Annotated in this window: 14 protein-coding genes and 3 pseudogenes; 11 read left to right on the top strand and 6 right to left on the bottom strand. The window is 61.0% G+C overall.

Going from position 1 to position 17,131, the window contains the following annotated elements; translation table 11 throughout:
* Positions 1–44 precede the first annotated feature (44 nt).
* Positions 45–1,199: a mandelate racemase family protein gene (locus tag AC3WLP_RS01640; RefSeq protein WP_088512479.1), complete on the bottom strand. Its 1,155-nt coding sequence runs from the start codon at positions 1,197–1,199 to the stop codon at positions 45–47.
* A gap of 331 nt (positions 1,200–1,530) precedes the next feature.
* Between AC3WLP_RS01640 and AC3WLP_RS01645 the strand changes: the two genes are divergently transcribed.
* The 3 genes from AC3WLP_RS01645 (at position 1,531) to AC3WLP_RS01655 (ending at position 4,069) form a co-directional block, all read left to right on the top strand.
* The gene (locus AC3WLP_RS01645) at positions 1,531–2,256 is read left to right on the top strand and encodes an oligogalacturonate-specific porin KdgM family protein (RefSeq protein WP_012051859.1); all 726 of its coding nucleotides are present in this window, start codon (positions 1,531–1,533) and stop codon (positions 2,254–2,256) included.
* A gap of 75 nt (positions 2,257–2,331) precedes the next feature.
* Entirely contained in the window at positions 2,332–3,150 is an 819-nt protein-coding gene (locus AC3WLP_RS01650; protein ID WP_014756026.1) for an NAD-dependent epimerase/dehydratase family protein, read from the top strand.
* Between the two features lie 25 nt (positions 3,151–3,175).
* Complete coding sequence (locus AC3WLP_RS01655) at positions 3,176–4,069, top strand: SMP-30/gluconolactonase/LRE family protein (RefSeq protein WP_088512480.1); 894 nt, start codon at positions 3,176–3,178, stop codon at positions 4,067–4,069.
* A 213-nt stretch (positions 4,070–4,282) separates the two neighbouring features.
* On the opposite strand, the gene AC3WLP_RS01660 is transcribed toward AC3WLP_RS01655, so the two are convergent.
* Positions 4,283–6,469, bottom strand: a complete 2,187-nt coding sequence (locus AC3WLP_RS01660; protein WP_370588286.1) for a methyl-accepting chemotaxis protein — start codon at positions 6,467–6,469, stop codon at positions 4,283–4,285.
* Between the two features lie 370 nt (positions 6,470–6,839).
* Here AC3WLP_RS01660 and AC3WLP_RS01665 point away from each other — a divergent pair, with 370 nt between their 5' ends.
* The 4 genes and pseudogenes from AC3WLP_RS01665 to AC3WLP_RS01680 form a co-directional block, all read left to right on the top strand.
* On the top strand, positions 6,840–7,535 hold the full coding sequence (locus AC3WLP_RS01665; RefSeq protein ID WP_003251128.1) for a 3-oxoacid CoA-transferase subunit A: 696 nt from the start codon (positions 6,840–6,842) through the stop codon (positions 7,533–7,535).
* An 8-nt stretch (positions 7,536–7,543) separates the two neighbouring features.
* Positions 7,544–8,185 (top strand): 3-oxoacid CoA-transferase subunit B, encoded by a 642-nt coding sequence (locus tag AC3WLP_RS01670; RefSeq protein ID WP_003251131.1) that lies wholly within the window; start codon positions 7,544–7,546, stop codon positions 8,183–8,185.
* Between the two features lie 367 nt (positions 8,186–8,552).
* Positions 8,553–10,007 carry a TrkH family potassium uptake protein gene (locus tag AC3WLP_RS01675; RefSeq protein ID WP_003251133.1) on the top strand — a complete coding sequence of 485 codons (1,455 nt, stop codon included), beginning with the start codon at positions 8,553–8,555 and terminating at the stop codon, positions 10,005–10,007.
* A gap of 48 nt (positions 10,008–10,055) precedes the next feature.
* Positions 10,056–10,148, top strand: a pseudogene (locus AC3WLP_RS01680) (DUF1850 domain-containing protein); the annotation flags it as partial.
* 55 nt (positions 10,149–10,203) lie between these two features.
* Here the strand turns inward: AC3WLP_RS01680 and AC3WLP_RS01685 are convergent.
* Together AC3WLP_RS01685 and AC3WLP_RS01690 are read right to left on the bottom strand one after the other, a co-directional pair.
* Positions 10,204–10,297 (bottom strand): annotated as a pseudogene (locus AC3WLP_RS01685) (hypothetical protein); the annotation flags it as partial.
* Positions 10,296–10,445 carry a hypothetical protein gene (locus AC3WLP_RS01690; RefSeq protein WP_158249195.1) on the bottom strand — a complete coding sequence of 50 codons (150 nt, stop codon included), beginning with the start codon at positions 10,443–10,445 and terminating at the stop codon, positions 10,296–10,298. The pseudogene AC3WLP_RS01685 and the gene AC3WLP_RS01690, both read right to left, overlap by 2 nt.
* Positions 10,446–10,554: 109 nt before the next feature.
* Between AC3WLP_RS01690 and nhaA the strand changes: the two genes are divergently transcribed.
* Positions 10,555–11,916 (top strand): Na+/H+ antiporter NhaA, encoded by a 1,362-nt coding sequence (gene nhaA / locus AC3WLP_RS01695; protein WP_003251136.1) that lies wholly within the window; start codon positions 10,555–10,557, stop codon positions 11,914–11,916.
* A 136-nt stretch (positions 11,917–12,052) separates the two neighbouring features.
* The gene (locus AC3WLP_RS01700; protein WP_012051854.1) at positions 12,053–13,414 is read left to right on the top strand and encodes a chloride channel protein; all 1,362 of its coding nucleotides are present in this window, start codon (positions 12,053–12,055) and stop codon (positions 13,412–13,414) included.
* A gap of 101 nt (positions 13,415–13,515) precedes the next feature.
* Here AC3WLP_RS01700 and AC3WLP_RS01705 read toward each other — a convergent pair whose 3' ends face one another.
* Both AC3WLP_RS01705 and AC3WLP_RS01710 read right to left on the bottom strand, forming a co-directional pair.
* Entirely contained in the window at positions 13,516–14,121 is a 606-nt protein-coding gene (locus AC3WLP_RS01705) for a TetR/AcrR family transcriptional regulator (RefSeq protein WP_012051853.1), read from the bottom strand.
* Between the two features lie 156 nt (positions 14,122–14,277).
* Positions 14,278–15,486: an MFS transporter gene (locus AC3WLP_RS01710; protein ID WP_012051852.1), complete on the bottom strand. Its 1,209-nt coding sequence runs from the start codon at positions 15,484–15,486 to the stop codon at positions 14,278–14,280.
* Positions 15,487–15,756: 270 nt separating this feature from the next.
* Between AC3WLP_RS01710 and AC3WLP_RS01715 the strand changes: the two are divergent.
* Positions 15,757–15,867: pseudogene (locus tag AC3WLP_RS01715) on the top strand (transposase domain-containing protein); the annotation flags it as partial.
* 431 nt (positions 15,868–16,298) lie between these two features.
* Positions 16,299–17,093 carry an OBAP family protein gene (locus AC3WLP_RS01720; protein ID WP_088512481.1) on the top strand — a complete coding sequence of 265 codons (795 nt, stop codon included), beginning with the start codon at positions 16,299–16,301 and terminating at the stop codon, positions 17,091–17,093.
* Positions 17,094–17,131 lie beyond the last annotated feature (38 nt).

Raw genomic sequence — 17,131 nt, forward strand, 5'->3', positions numbered from 1 at the left:
GGACGCTCGGGCGGCACGCAGCGACGCGTGCCGCCATGCACGAATCAGAAGCTTTGCAGCGTATTGGTTTCGACGTAGTCGAAGTCGATATCTTCCCCAAGGCCAGGCAAGTTCGACAGGTGCACATAGCCGTCTTCGTCCATCGGGTCGACCAGGCGTTTGAGATAGGCAGGTACCTCGTCGTAGTCAAGGTAGGGGTGCAGCAGACCGCGCTCGTACCAGGTGCAGTTCTTGATTGCCCCCACGACCGCCAGGTTGGCGGCGCCGTTGCCATGGATCTCGCAATCCATGCCGAACGATTCGGCCATGTGCGCAACCTTCAGACACGGTGCAATGCCACCCACACCGGCAACCCCCGCACGCAGGATGTCGCACACATCATTCTTGACCCAGCTCGCCCGGCTCAGGTGCTTGCCGCCGAGGCTTTCCGGGCCTAGCACCGGGATATCCAGCTGCCCGGAAAGCCAGGCGTAGGACTCGGCGGAGTCTTCCATCATCGGCTCTTCGAACCAGGCAAAGTCGAGCTTCTCCAGGGCACGGCCGATAGTGAGGGCCTCGGTGCGGCTGTACCAGTGATAGCCATCGATCATCAGCGCAATGTCCGGCCCCACGGCCTCGCGCACGGCGGCGCATGCCTTGATGTCCATGCTCACGCTGGGCGCGAACGACACCGGCGGCATCCAGGTGTGCAGCTTGATCGCCTTGTAGCCACGCTTGACCAGGGTTTCGGCGAAGCGACCGTACTCTTCCGGAGTGGACAGACCGCCGGGCAGCTCATCGCCGCACATGGTCGAGCCATAGGCCGGCACCTTGTCGCGGTAGCCGCCGATCAGCTTGTGCACCGGCAGGTTCAGCTTGCGACCGGCCCAATCCCACAGCGCCTGCTCGACCAGCGCCAGGGCACGATCGGTCAGCTGGCTGGCGCTACCGCGCTGCCAGTGCGCCAGGTCGTGCCAGATTTTTTCGCGGTCAAAGGCATTGGCGCCAACCAGCACCTTGCGAACGAAATTATCCAGCACATAAGGGCGAATGAGCTCGGGTGCGCCCAGCGCATAGCCTTCGCTGCCGCACTCGGTCCTGATGCGCAGCAGGGCCATCCTGGCCTGGGTCACATCACCTGGGTGGGCATGGCCGGCGCTGTCTACGGCGCGGCGCGTGGGGTAGGAAAATACCTGGACGGTTACAGCAGTAATGATCATGGACGTCTGAGCCTTCTTATTGGATTTGTGGCGAGTGAGTCACGCTCTGGGGTCATCCTACGTCATCATACAACATTTGAAAAGCGCCAGTTAAAACCCGATAAAACCTCCGATTCATGATGCCTGCAGCAATCATGAGACCCCGAAAGAAAAGCAAACATACCCTTGAAACACGCCTAATAGAGCCATCAAGCAATGTGATCAGACAACATTTCAATAATTCGTAGACAGCTCCACAGTCGTACGATAACTTATTTAAAAATCACGGAGCGCTGACCACCTTGCTCACCCGCCTCATCACGTCCTCAACAAAAACAAAAAAAGAGATCGCATGAACATCACACTTCGCCGCCTCATCGCCGCCAGTACGCTCGGCCTGTCGTTCTACGCCTGCGCAGACTCCGCCAGCATCAACTACCGGCACACGTTCACCGAAGATGACAGCATTCATTCCGACCGGATAAAGCTGAGTTACCGCAAGGACAGCGGCCTGGGGTTTGCCGCAGAAATCAAATACAAGACTGCCGGCGACCGCGAAGACGTCGCCTACGACAACATGGTCAACAACGGCCATGAGTTCACCGTGGACTACAACTACAAGATGAGCCCCCGGTCGACCTGGACACCCGCCTTCCAGATGGACAGCACCAAGGATGCGACCACCTACAAGTTCGGCTTGAAGTACAACTACAAGCTCAGCGACACCTGGTACGTCGCCACCCGCGTGCGCCACGACGCACGCAACCTCGACCGCGACCAGATTGACCACAGCAAGCCGGACCGCGCCAAGGACAACCAGAACACCACCCGCCTTGAAGGCTGGCTCGGCTATACCCCCAGCGGCCCATGGGCATTCGAATACCAGTACATCCACTTCACCACCGACTACATCCGCTACGACAACAAGAAGCGCGACTACGAGCAGAACCTGATCATCAAGTACAAGCTCAACAAACAGTGGGCACCGTTCATGGAGGTGGGCGACATCAAGGTCAACAGTTACACGGACGATCGCCAGGCCCGTTGGCGCCTGGGTATCCAGTACAACTTCCTGTAAGGGCTACCGCCCGCCCATGCCGGTGTCGTTCCTGCACGACACCTTCATGCAATTTCCGTAAAAGGCCCCAGCACAATGACCACGACCACCCGCAAACCCTTCAACCGCCTGCTGCTCACCGGTGCTGCCGGCGGGCTCGGACACGTGCTTCGCGAAGCACTGCAAGCACACGCCGACATCGTGCGCGTATCGGACATCAGCCCAATGACACCGGCCGAGGACGAGCATGAAGAAGTTATCCATTGCGACCTGGCGGACAAGGCCGGCGTACTGGCCCTGGCCAACGGTGTAGACGCTATCGTGCACCTGGGTGGGATCTCTACCGAACGCGCTTTCGAAGAAATCCTGCAAGCGAACATCATCGGCACCTTCCACATCTACGAGGCTGCCCGCAAGCACGGGATCAAACGTGTGGTCTTTGCCAGTTCCAACCACGTCACCGGCTTTTACCCCCAGGGCGAACAAGTGGATGCGCATTCGCCGCGCCGGCCGGACTGCTATTACGGGCTGTCGAAGGCCTACGGCGAAGACCTGGCAACGTTCTACTTCCACCGCTACGGCATCGAAACCGTCAGCCTGCGTATCGGCTCCTCCTTCCCCGAACCCCGCAATGTGCGCATGTTGTCCACCTGGCTGAGCTATGGCGACCTGGCACACCTGGTGGAGCGCGCATTGCTGGCCGAGAACGTTGGCCACACCGTTGTGTATGGCGTCTCCGCCAACCGCGACCTGTGGTGGAGCAACCGCTACGCCGCGCACCTGGGTTTCAACCCGAAGGACAGTGCCGAACGCTTCCGCCCGGCACTGGAGCAGCAGCCGAAACCCGCCGCGAATGACCCGACTGCTCATCTGCAAGGTGGCGCCTTCACCGCTGCCGGACCTTTTGGCGACTGACCCCGATAGAGTGCAGAATGCTTCCATGACAGCCGAACTGATTATCGATGCACGCAATGTCACGGGCGAGAGCCCGGTCTGGCACCCGCAGGAAAATGCCTTGTACTGGGTGGACATTCCGGTAGGCCGCCTGCACCGCTGGCAACCGGACGGCCAGACCCACCACTGGACCGCAGACGAAATGCTAGGCTGCATTGCCCGCAGCCACCGAGGCCATTGGCTGGGGGCCCAGGAGAGCGGGATCTTCCACCTCATCCCCCAGGCAGACGGCCGTCTGCTGGCCGGCAAACGTGCCAGTGTCGAACACGCCAGGCCCGGTATGCGCTTCAATGACGGGCGCTGTGACCGCCAGGGGCGCTTCTGGGCCGGTACGATGCAAACCAGCATGGCCGCCGAACCGGTGGGTGCCTTGTACCGGTATGACGCGATGGCAGATGGCACGGCAGGGCCATTGCAGGCACGGCTGGGCACATTGTCCGTTCCCAACGGCATGGCGTTCAGCCCGGACGGCAAAACCATGTACGTCTCCGACTCACACCCGAGCGTGCAGATGATCTGGGCTTTCGACTACGACATCGACAGCGGCAGCCCACACAACCGCCGGGTCTTCGTCGACATGAAACAGCACCCCGGCCGGCCGGATGGGGCTGCGGTAGATGCCGAAGGTTGCTACTGGATCTGTGCGATCGATGCCGGCCAGGTACTGCGCTTTACTCCCGACGGGAAGCTGGACCGCGCCCTGCCGCTACCGGTGAAGAAACCTACCATGTGCGCATTCGGTGGCCCGCAACTGGAAACGTTGTTCGTGACGTCGATTCGCCCGCAAGGCATCGACCTGAGCGACCAGCCCCTGGCCGGTGGCGTATTCGCATTGAACCCAGGCGTCAAAGGCTTGCCGGAGCCCATCGCCAAGGGCTGAATGAAGCCAGGCAGCGGCTGTTTCAGGGGCAATGCGCCCATCGACGAGATGCTGATCAGCGGCGTGAGTTGCACCCAGCCAACGTTGATCAGCAGCAACGCCACGCACAACTGCATCGGCGTGCAGGTATGCCCGGCGAGCATGGCGACGGATGAACACCGCCACCAGCCCCACGGCGATCATCAACTGGCGATGACCGGACAGGTGCGTTACTCAAGCAGCGACGCCTCGTTCGCCATCATCGCTGACTTCGAACTGCCCCACCAGCTTCTGCAACTTGCCAGCATCCACCTTCACCTTCTGCGCACTGCTTTGCAGCACCAGGGCGGTCTGGCGCATCTCGCTGGAGGACTGGTTGACCTGCTCGATCGTCTTGCCGTATTCCACGCTGCGACGGTTGAGCTGCTGGATGATGGCGAACATGCCCTCCACCGCCTGGTGCAGTTGCACATTTTCGGAAGACGCGTCCTCCGCCAGGCGCAGGCTGTTGTCGACATCCTGCACGCCCTGCTCCATGAAGCTTACCGCCTGCCGGGTTTCGCCCTGCAGGCTCTCGACCATATGGCGAATGTCGTCGGCGGCACGCGAGGTGCGTGCGGCCAGGCTGCGCACCTCGTCGGCCACCACCGCGAAGCCACGACCATGCTCCCCGGCCCGCGCCGCCTCGATAGCGGCATTGAGCGCCAGCAGGTTGGTCTGGTTGGTGATTTCGCTGATCAACCCGGTGATGTTGTCGATCTCGACCATGCGGCTGTCGAGCCGTTGCACGCTGGATGATGAGCGCGCCACCACATCGCGGATCGACTGGGTGCCCGCCTGCACCGCCTGGTACTGCGCGCGTGCGCGGCTGACCACTTCGTCCATGGCCTGTTTCATCTGCTCGGCGCTGACCGAGGCCTGCTGCAGTTCGCCGAGTTGCTCTTCCATGATGATCATCATCTGGTGCACGGCGTCGGCCACGTCGGCGGAGCTTACGCTGGCCTCCTGGCTGCGCCCGAGCATCATCTGGTTGGTGCTGCCAACCGTGCGACTGGCCTTGACCACCTGCCCGACCACCGTGTCCAGGCGGTCGATGAAGCTGTTGATCCAGCGCGCCATGTCGCCGCTCTCATCATTGGCCAAGGTACTGGTATCCAGGCGCTGGCGCAGGTTGCCTTCACCCTCGGCGATGGTGCACAGCACACTGCTCATGCCATTCAACCTGGCGGCCAGGCGCTTGGGCCCGAGCACGCCGAACAACAAGGTGGCGCCCAGCATGCTCAAGGCCTCGATCGCGTCAGTCAGTCCTTGCGGCAGGCCTGCATAGTGCTGCACCCAGTAATTGCAGCCGAACAGCCCCGCCATGATCGCTACATAGGGTTTCATCAACCCGTAGCTCAGCGAACGCCGGCGATAGACCTCCTCCAGATCTGCCTCGCACATCATGCCCCAGCGGTCGGGTGAGCCTGGCAACTGGAAGGTCACGCCCTTGCCCACCACTGGCACATGACGGTAGTCGGAATAGCCGGGGTAGGTCACGAACAGGTTGGCACCCCGCCTGATCGTCTCCCTCACGCCTGGGTGCAGTTCCCGCGTGGAAGGGTCGGTGAAACGAAGCTCCAGCTCGGTATGACGCTGGACCTGCACGGTGGTCCAGGGGGTGTGCACACCGTTCTTGAGGTTTTCGCCATGGGTGAAGGTGGCGTCCTCGAAGCGCGAACGGGACAACGCGGTACCGGGCTGTATGCCAGGGTCGAAGCGCGATTGCGCCATGAACAGGTAGTTGTCGCCCGACTCGGGGTAAATGTGCCCTGCCTCGCGCTGGATCAGGTCACCCAGCACATCGTTGGGCACCCGCCCACACAAACAACCTAGCACTTTGCTCTCGTGCATCAGGGGCTGGTAGAACATCAACGTGACTTCATCGTGGAAGCGCGAGGAAGACGGGCCGACCTGCAAGGTCAGCGGGTCGCTGTAGGGCCCGTGCAGAAACGGTGCTTTCAGCCCTTGCGCCAGGGCTGCCAAGTGCTCGATGCGTGGCGTGCCACGCTGGGGCCAGGTCGAAGCGATGACGATGCCGTGGGCATCGACGACAAACAGCTCGGAAAAGTCCTCAGCCTGGGCCAGCGTGTTGCGCAACATTGCGCTATCGACTTGAGCGAGCCCGGGCGCCACCTGCTCGGCCAGGTCGGCCAGGTGTTCCCACTGCTCGCGCACCCACTCATGCAGCAACTGCACGCGGGTCTGGGCGATGGCTTCGAACGTTTGCTCGACCTGCGGGTAACTGGCCCGATTAAGGCGGCACGCCCAGCCCATGCTGAATTTGCCGGTTTTGCCAAACCACGGCAGCCAACCCTTTTCACTCGACGATAACTGCATCGAACCACTGGAAAGCGACATTATCTTCACCATACGCGACATCGAATGGCAATCTGATAGCAAGTCGCACGCCAACGGCGGGAGGCGTGATTAATCGGCCGTCCCGCGGAGTGGATGCACTTCATCAGTGCAAGGTGCCGGCAGGTAAACCCCGGAGCGCACCAGGCAGGGGCAAAAATGAGGGGTTTAAGCATTCAACTGAAATGAGACAAATAGCCTTCAGAACTGCTCGCAGATCGCACAACAGTTCGATAATCGCACAAATTCAGCCAAACCCTCTCTACTGTTGCCCTATCTTGCGGCACGCTATAGCGAAAGTCAGCAAGCCATTTCAAGTGCTGACAGGCCCCATCGCTTCACGCGCTCCGGCCAGCCCGACAACCACAACTCCAGGAACAACCAGGAGCTCGCCTTGATCAATAAAACGTACGAGTCCATCGCCAGCGCGGTGGAAGGGATCACCGACGGTTCGACCATCATGGTCGGTGGCTTCGGCACGGCTGGCATGCCGTCCGAGCTGATCGATGGCCTCATTGCCACCGGTGCCCGCGACCTGACCATCATCAGCAACAACGCCGGCAACGGCGAGATCGGCCTGGCCGCCCTGCTCATGGCAGGCAGCGTGCGCAAGGTGATCTGCTCGTTCCCGCGCCAGTCCGACTCCTACGTGTTCGACGAACTGTACCGGGCGGGCAAGATCGAACTGGAAGTGGTCCCGCAGGGCAACCTGGCCGAGCGTATCCGCGCCGCAGGCTCCGGCATTGGTGCGTTCTTCTCACCGACCGGCTACGGCACCCTGTTGGCCGAGGGCAAGGAAACCCGTGAGATCGACGGCCGCATGTACGTGCTGGAAATGCCGCTGCACGCCGACTTCGCACTGATCAAGGCGCACAAGGGTGACCGTTGGGGCAACCTGACCTACCGCAAGGCCGCCCGCAACTTCGGCCCGATCATGGCCATGGCTGCCAAGACCGCCATCGCCCAGGTCGACCAGGTCGTCGAACTCGGTGAACTGGACCCGGAACACATCATCACCCCGGGTATCTTCGTCCAGCGCGTGGTCGCCGTCACCGGTGCTGCCGCTTCTTCGATTGCCAAAGCTGTCTGAGGCCTGCCATGACCATCACCAAAAAGCTCTCCCGCACCGAGATGGCCCAACGCGTGGCCGCAGACATCCAGGAAGGCGCGTACGTAAACCTGGGCATTGGCGCGCCAACCCTGGTGGCCAACTACCTGGGCGACAAGGAAGTGTTCCTGCACAGCGAAAACGGCCTGCTGGGCATGGGCCCAAGCCCTGCACCGGGCGAGGAAGACGATGACCTGATCAACGCCGGCAAGCAGCACGTCACCCTGCTGACCGGTGGTGCCTTCTTCCACCATGCCGATTCGTTCTCGATGATGCGTGGCGGCCACCTGGACATCGCCGTACTGGGTGCCTTCCAGGTGTCGGTCAAGGGCGACCTGGCCAACTGGCACACGGGTGCCGAAGGTTCGATCCCGGCCGTAGGCGGCGCAATGGACCTGGCCACCGGCGCCCGCCAGGTGTTCGTGATGATGGACCACCTGACCAAGACCGGCGAAAGCAAGCTGGTGCCCGAGTGCACCTACCCGCTGACCGGTATCGCGTGCGTCAGCCGCATCTACACCGACCTGGCCGTGCTGGAAGTGACACCGGAAGGGCTGAAAGTGGTCGAAATCTGCGCGGACATCGACTTTGACGAACTGCAGAAACTCAGTGGCGTGCCGCTAATCAAGTAATCCAGAAAGCCCGCGGGCTTTCCATGCCCACTGCGGCACTCTCAACAGTGCCGCACTAGCGCTGCACGGCAGCCCCGGCAATTCGTGTATCCACGCTGAAATCCAGGGGCTGCTCCGCAGCCCTTTCGCGACACAAGGCTTGCGCTGTTTCCGCCAACCTGCGAAGGGGGCGCGCGGCGTTGAGGCCTCTCTTCCAATCGTTTGGGAGCTGACAGACGGGAACACGCGTAGAGATCAGCCCAATAAGCCATCGAGCGAGAGCCAGAAAGCGGCGTGCAAAATCCCCGACCGCGACTTTACGCCTTTTTTACTCGACATTACCGTAAAGCAAGCAATACTGCCGGCACTGTCCCAACGAGCTCCCTCAATGCCGCTGCCTGCATTGCGTTTCATTGCCTTCATTATTGGCGTATTCCTGATCACATTGGCCGTCAGCATGGTGATTCCGATGCTGACGTTGCTGTGGTACGACCGCAGCGACGACCTCGGCGCATTCGTCTGGTCGAGCCTGATCGTTCTGTGCGTCGGCCTGCTTCCGGTAGCCCGGGGCGTCCCCGACATACCGCAACTGCGGACCAGGGACATGTATTTCCTCACGACGGCAAGCTGGGTCATCGTGTGTGCATTTGCGGCGCTGCCGATGGTGTTAATTCGCGACATCAGTTACACGGACGCGTTCTTCGAAACCATGTCGGGAATTACCACCACCGGCTCGACCGTGCTGACAGGCCTGGACAGTGCATCACCGGGGCTACTGATATGGCGTTCCCTGCTGCACTGGCTGGGAGGCATTGGATTTATCGGCATGGCCGTGGCGATCCTGCCACTGCTGCGCGTGGGCGGCATGCGCCTGTTCCAGACCGAGTCTTCGGATTGGTCTGACAAAGTGACGCCACGTTCGCATGTGGCTGCCAAGATGATACTGCTGGTCTACCTGGCCCTGACAGCATTGGGAACAGGGGCGTTGTGGGCTGCCGGCATGACCCCGTTCGAAGCCATCAATCATTCGATGTCGCTGATTTCAACCGGTGGTTACTCGACCTCGGATGCCTCGCTGGCTCATTGGCCACAGCCTGCGGTGCATTGGGTAGCTGTGGTCATCATGATACTCGGCAGCCTGCCCTTCACACTCTATGTCGCCACGCTGCGCGGCCATCGACGCATCCTGCTCACTGACCATCAAGTTCGCGGTTTCATTGGTTTTCTCGTCTTCGTCTGGCTCACCGTCGGAACCTGGCTCTGCCTGCACAGCGATCTGGCCTGGTGGGATGCGTTTCGTATCGTTGCGGTCAATGTGACCTCGGTGGTGACCACCACAGGCGTTGCCTTGGGTGATTACACGCTCTGGGGCAGCTTCGCCATCATGCTGTTCTTTTACCTGACGTTCGTCGGCGGGTGCTCAGGCTCCACCGCCGGCGGTTTGAAAATATTCCGTTTCCAGGTGGCCGCTGCCTTGCTTGTCAGCAGCCTGAAGCAGTTGATCCATCCACGGGCAACGATCTCGAAGAAATACAATGGGCACCCCATCGATGAAGAGATCGTACGGTCACTGCTGACGTTCTCCTTCTTCTTCTCCGTCACCATCGCAGTCATCGCCCTTGGCCTCTCTCTGATAGGGCTCGACTGGATGACGGCGTTGAGCGGGGCGGCCACCGCGGTGTGCAACGTCGGCCCAGGCCTGGGGACGATTATCGGGCCTGTAGGTAATTTCGCCTCGTTGCCGGACGCAGCGAAATGGTTGCTGACGGTTGGCATGCTACTTGGACGGCTCGAGATCCTCACCGTACTGGTACTGGTCTCGCCGGCCTTCTGGCGATTCTAGGCCTGAGGTCATACAACCAATCAGCCAGAAGACCTCTGGACTCCCCGCATGCCCCGCCTTTGCGGTGGGCTAGGCGGTGTAGCCTGGGCCAGCCTGCCACTGCTCGATTTTACCCTCGCGTGGCAGCACGGTGTCGAACGCTGGGCGAAGGCATTACCGAACCCCAAAGTCGCAGCGTGCACAGCACCTTGAGACAGAACACGACCACCCTAAGTACCGCGCCCAACGACAATGATGCTGAAGAACGGAAAATGCTCCAGGAAAGCAAACAAGGCGAGCGCACTGTCTTCACAATGTGCAGGTGGCGGTGATCAGTTGGATAAATTGCCGTTCGCCAAGCCCCGTGTGCTCGGTAATCACCATAAACCGTAACGTCCGCAGGGAAAAATCCCAGACCGACGCCCCATGGGAGTGAATGGTTTGGCGCTTGTTGTTCATCTGAGAGTGGTTATTCGGTAGACTACCGCACGGGTGCCAGCTGCACGGTGCAGTGGGGCAGGTTAAAGAACAGCGCAGGTCGGGCCGCCATGCGGGAGCACCTGTGCCTATGCATAAAGTAGAATTACCTCGCGCCCAGAAACTGGCTGAGCGCGCCTTCGCCAACCTTGAACGCTTTTTGCACATTGAAGCGGTCAGCGGCATCGTTCTGTTGATTGCCGCAGTCGCTGCCCTGATCTGGGCCAATTCCCCGGCTGCCGACAGTTATGAAGCCCTTTGGCATACGCCGTTGACATTCGGCGTGGGCTCGCATGTCTATTCGCAGTCTCTGCATTTCTGGATCAATGATGGCTTGATGACCATCTTTTTCCTGGTCGTGGGCATGGAGATCCGCCGCGAAATCCACGAGGGTGCACTGTCCAGCCTGCGCCAAGCCACACTCCCCATGGCAGCCGCTGTCGGCGGCGTAGCGGTACCCGCACTCCTCTACCTGAGTTTTGGTCACGCGTCGGCAGACCAGCAAGGCTGGGCCGTGCCAACGGCGACGGATATCGCCTTTGCGGTGGGCGTATTGGCACTGCTCGGCAAGTCGATCCCGTCCAACGTACGTGTGTTCCTCCTCGCCCTGGCAATCATCGATGACATCATCGCAGTCCTGATCATCGCGTTCTTCTACTCAGGCGGCCTTGATTACACCGGTTTCGGCGTTGCACTGATCGGCCTGCTAATGGTGATCGGGCTTCAAAAGATCGGTGTGGGTTCAGCCTACGCCTACGTCCTTCCCGGTGCGATCGTCTGGCTGGGCATCTTGTTGACCGGCGCCCACCCGACCCTCGCAGGCGTCGTGCTGGGCCTGATGACACCTGTCACCGCAATGCCGATGCGTGAGCGCCCACTGGATGCCATTACCCGCTTCACCGGCGAATTGCTGGGGCGCGCCAAGGCGCCTGAGCAAGATGCCAGCGACCTCATGGACCCGTTGAAACGACTGCGCCTGGCCCAGCGCGAACTGCTGCCGCCGGTGGTGCGCATGCAAGGTACCCTGCACCCCTGGGTAGCCTTCGGCATCATGCCGGTGTTTGCCTTGGCCAACGCCGGGGTCAGCCTTTCGGGTGTCGACCTGTCCGTTGAAGGCCCCCAGTGGGTCATGATCGCCGTCGCTGTCGCCCTGGTAGCAGGAAAGCCGTTGGGCATCGTCAGCGTCAGCTGGCTGATGGTCCGCCTGGGCTGGTGCGTGCTTCCCGCCGAGGTCAACTGGCGTAGCATTGTCCTGGTCGGGCTGCTGGCCGGCATCGGTTTCACCATGTCGATCTTCATCGCCAACCTCGCGTTCGTCGACCCTGGCTCACTTGGGGCAGCGAAACTCGGCGTGCTATCCGCGTCGTTGATCGCGGCCGTGCTGGGGTTGACCTGGGGGGTGTGGAGCCTGCGTAGCGCAGCGTCTGCTACCAAAGCAGGTTCGCCCACCTAGCTACATCCGGACTGGCGATCCCTTGCAGTTGGGCAAGCGGATCGCCACTCCCGGCGCGGCTACAACCTGTGTCGGGTAGGCCTGTGCGGGAAAACACGCCATACTCTCGGTATTCCAAGTCAGCCATGTGTGGGCAATGTCCGACCCTACCCGACCTGCTCCTTCACTCCCCCGCCGTTCACGCTGGCGAGAATGGCGTCAGCGACTGGCGTTCTGGATCGGGGCATTGCTGGTGGGGCTCGTTGCGCTGGCATTCGCCTGGCTAGCCGACGCGGCATTCGCTTCGTTCAAGCGCTTGCTGGAATGGGCACCCTGGTCACCTCTTCTCATCACTCCGCTGGGTTTCGCGGCCCTGGCTTATCTGACGCAACGATGGTTTGAAAATGCCAAGGGTAGCGGCATTCCCCAAGTCATCGCCGCCCTGGAAATGCCCTCTCGCCGGCTGCGCGCCCGATTACTCTCGCTCCCTGTGGCTGCAGCACGCATGAGCCTGACGCTGGGCGCCCTGCTGGTCGGCGGTTCGGTTGGCCGGGAAGGCCCGACCGTCCACATCGGCGCCGCAGTGCTCTATTCCTTTGGCCGACGCTTAGGCCTGCACGGCCGGCGCACCATCGCTGGCCTGGTGCTAGCCGGAGGCGCTGCGGGTATTGCGGCAGCCTTCAACACACCGTTAGCGGGGGTAGTCTTTGCCATTGAGGAATTGAGCCGCACGTTCGAGCAACGTTTCAGTGGCTTGGTGCTCACTGCGGTGCTGATCGGCGGGGTCGTGACGCTGGGGCTGATGGGGCATTACGCCTACTTTGGAGAGATCAGCGGTCGGATGCCGGTGGGCTGGGGCTGGAGCGTCGTTCCTGCCTGTGCAGTGCTGGGCGGGCTGCTGGGTGGTTTTTACGCCAAGCTTGTGCTGCCCACCGACAAGGGCATACTCGGCCAGGTCTGTACGTTACGCGGACGCTATCCAGTGCGCTTTGCTGCCACCTGTGGGTTGCTGCTGGCCACCTTGGGGCTCGTCTCTGGGAATCATGTATTCGGCACCGGGTATGAAGAAACACGTGCGTTGCTGGAGGGGCAGCCGATCACAGACACAAGCTTTCTCCTGTGGAAGTTTCTGGCCAACGTCGCGTCCTATCTCTCCGGGATTCCAGGCGGGCTCTTTTCGCCGTCACTGAGCATCGGCGCCGCCTTTGCGCCGCTGTTGAGCTTGCTGCCCGATGTTGACCCTCAGGCAGGCGCACTTCTCGGCATGGGCGCATACCTGGCCGGTGTGACACGCTCGCCACTGACCGCCTCGGTCATCGTGCTTGAACTGACACACAGCCCGGACCTGGCCATTCCCATGTTGGCCGCGACACTGATGGCGGCGGCGATCTCTGGATGGGTGTCTCCAGTCTCGCTTTACCATGCCTTGGCCAAGCAGATTACCGACAAGCTTCATGCTGCCGCGTCTTCTTCCACAGAACCCGCCGCTCGCCAACCGAGCGCTACCGAAAAACCTTGAGCAGCACCAAGCCTGCCCTGCCAGACGTTAACGGGTAGTCAGGTAGCGGAACTGCCCTGAGGGGTACGGGGCTCCCAACAGGGCGGAACTGTCGCGCGCATTCACGCCTCCGTAGAGTCTGTTGGCCGCTTTAGCACCCCGAGCAACAGCAGGTCGAACGCCTTGACGGCCTGCGCCAAGCGAGCATTGCCGTCTTGGGCCTCCGCGATCCACACAGCCGCTTCAGCCAAGCTGCCGTAGATCAACGCAGCCAGCGCTTGAGCGTGCGCGTTGACGAAAACGCCCTGTAGTACCAGGTTGTCGATCAACTGGCGCAGCGACTCTATGCAATACCGCTGGGCCTCAGGCGAGCCGCCCCCCAACACCGCTCTGGCGTCGCGCAGCACGATGCGCTGGATCTCGGGCTCCAGCGCCATCTCCAGGTAGGCGTGGCAGCGTTGGCGGAAGCCGTCCAAAGCGTTATCGGCGGTCTCGGTAATAGCACGCAGGCGCTCGTCCATTTCAGCGTCGAGCTGCTCAACGACGGCTGCCAGCAACCCCTTCTTGTCGCCAAAGTGGTGGTACAACGCCCCCCGCGTCAATCCCGCCCGAGCGGTCAGATCATCCATCGAGGCGTGCGCAAACCCCTGCTCGCTGAACATCTGGCGGGCGGTGGCCAGTAACAGGGCTCGGGTTTCTTGCATTGCGGCGCGGGTGCGGCGAACCATCCAGCTATTCCTTGTGTTCTGGCGGCATGGGGTAGGCGTATACGAGTATTCATACCGCTTGCACGCATTGTCTTGGGCGCGAGGCGCACTGACAAGCCTGTCGTATCGTCGCGCGGTGACCGAGCCACCAAGCCTGGCGGCCAGCCCTGAAGCCGATCAAAGCGAATACGACGCCTGTCGGGCTCGGGCGCGCATGCGCTGGTAGCCCCAAAGCGCGACCAACAACACTGCGGCCCCGGCGGCCAAGGCCACGTTGAATCCGGCCTGGGCACCCCACATATCGACCACCTGCCCAGACGCTGCGGCACCGCCGGCAACTCCAACGTTGAGACCGGCGAGCAACCAGGTCATCCCTTCAGTCAGCTTGCTTTCGGGAACGATGCGCTCTACCAGCGACATCGCCACGATCATGGTCGGGGCGAAGAACAGGCCCGCAACCAGCACGGCAATGGCCAGCCCGATGATGTCTCCCACCACCAGCAGCGGCAAGGTTGTCGCCGCCGTCGCCAACCCACCCAGCAGTAGCAGCTTGTGTAGCGGGGTATCGAGTTTCAGGACACCGAACACCAGCCCCGCGACACAGGAGCCGATGGCATAACAGGACAGCACCACGCTGGCCGCAGCCGGCATGTCCATCTGCTCGGCGAATGCCACGCTGACGATGTCGACCGTACCGACGATCAAGCCCATAGCGACCATCAGCAAGGTCAGCAGGCGTACGTCGGCCAGCCTGAACACCGACATGCTGTCTTGCCCGGTGGCGGCATCGGCCTCTACTGGCGGCTCGGTGCCGACCTGCACCGCCAAGGCGAACACGCCGACGGCCAGGAACACGGCAGCAGCCAATGTACCGGCCTGCGGAAGTACCGCCACGCTCAGCCCTACCGAAATCGGCGGGCCAGCAATGAAGGTGACTTCGTCAAGAACGGTTTCCAGCGAGTAGGCTGTCTTCAGTTGCGCCTTGCCGCGGTAAATCGCGGTCCAGCGCGCGCGCACCATCGCCGACATGCTGGGCATGAAGCCGGCGAGCGCGGCCCCGACGAATAGGGTCCAGTCCGCCAGCCGCCAATAGCTGCAAGCCAACAGCAGAAGGATGCCCAGCACACTGAGCCCGGCGGCGGCCGGCAATAAGCGGCCCTGGCCATGGCGGTCGACCAGGCGCGAGATCTGCGGCGACATCAGTGCATAGGTCAGCACGAAGGTGGCCGCCACCGCACCGGCCAGGCCATAACTGCCGGTGATCTGAGACAACATGGTGATGATCCCGATACCGGTCATCGGCAACGGCAGCCGGGCCAGCAGGCCGGCCAAGGCGAAGCCCTTGGCGCCTCTGGCCTGGAACAACTCGCGGTAGGTACTGAACACGCTCGACTCTCCTTATCGAAAGGCCCTTGTGCAGTCACGCTCAAGGTAAAATACATACAGCTCGTATGATTAAAACCTTATTATCATACGAATTGAATGTAAATACTCGACGGGGAACGTCCTTATTCAGCCGCCCTGCCCCGTGACGCCTTGCGTGTGGCGAACACTCGTTCGCCGTCGAGCGAGAGTTGAAGGTGTGAGCGATGAGGCCCGCAGGCCAGTTGCCACGAACGTCGCTGCAGTCAGCGCACAATTGTAGAGCTTGCTTGAACCACCAAAGCCAACGGCCAAGAACCCTATGCATGGCTTCGCCACGTACTGGAGGACTTGCCGCATGCCGCGAAGATTGAGGATTACGAATCGCTATTGCCGTGGAAGTGAAAGTCGGGGAAGCCACGGTAAACCAAGCCCTGACCTTGCGGCAGGAGGGGAACGTGCATCGGTTAAGAATCGCAAAAAGCCCTGAATAATCAGGGCTTTCCTCACGCCTTTGTCCCATTGGGCCGGCGCGCTGCGCTTGCCATTTGACCACAAGATTCAATGACGTGAACCGTCGCATATCTCTGTCGCAGATAACGCGCATAGGCTGGCCCTGCGTTGGAGAACTCTGCGATGACATTGTAGGGACTTTTCTTTCACCCCATTTTCACGACACCTAGGCAACACTCGTCCTATCCCCCGTGTGATAGAAGCTCCCATTAGCCCGCCTAGCAGCGGGCTTTCTTTTGCCTAGAATTCGGCCGTTTGTCTTCTGAGTTGTCCGTTCAACAGGCCCAGGCTGTCCCTTGAGGACACTAGCTAGAGCCACTCTCATGCCACAACTCATCAAATTCGTAGCCCTTCCCCTGGCCTGTAGTCTTCTTTGGGCTTGCTCTGTTCCTGAGACGAAGTCGCCTGTGGAGACGCCTGGCAGGCCCGAATCCGCAAAGACTCAGTTGCTGGAAGCCGGCGCCGCGACCTTGCAGGCGAAGCCGCCCATTGAGGCCATCAACGCCTACCTGGATGGCTTCCACTTTTACAACGGACATCCTGATGTGCAGATGGAAGCGCATCACTACTGCTCCATCCTGAATGAGGATGTCATCCAGTGCGTCATCTTCGACGGTAATACCAAGGAAGCGAAGATCATGGGTGTCGAGTACATCATCGACGAAAAGCTGTTTGCTGGTCTGCCGGCCAACGAGAAGGCGATGTGGCACAGCCACGGCTATGAAGTCTCGTCCGGTCAGTTGGTTGCACCAGGCATCCCCGCGACTGCTGAACATGCGCTGATGGAGCGGCTTGCCCATACCTACGGGAAGACATGGCACACGTGGCACACCGACCAGGATAAAGCTCTTCCTGTGGGCGTTCCGCAGTTGATGATGGGGTTCACAATGGATGGCCAGGCTGACCCGGCGATGGTCGAGCAGCGCAATCGCCGTCTGAGGGTAGATGCGGCAAAAATCAAAGCTCAGCGGGCTAACATTCAAATCCCTGCGGCTGATCCCAAGGCGGATGTTTGGCAACACGGCAACGTTATTCAGATCACCGATCCAACAGGTGCTCATCTGCATCGGCCCGCCACGTCGACATCTGAGAAGGCGAACAGCCGTTCCAGCCAATAGGGAAATGCGATGGGCAAGACCTTGTGACACCAATAAAG

Source organism: Pseudomonas sp. FW305-E2, assembly GCF_058782925.1.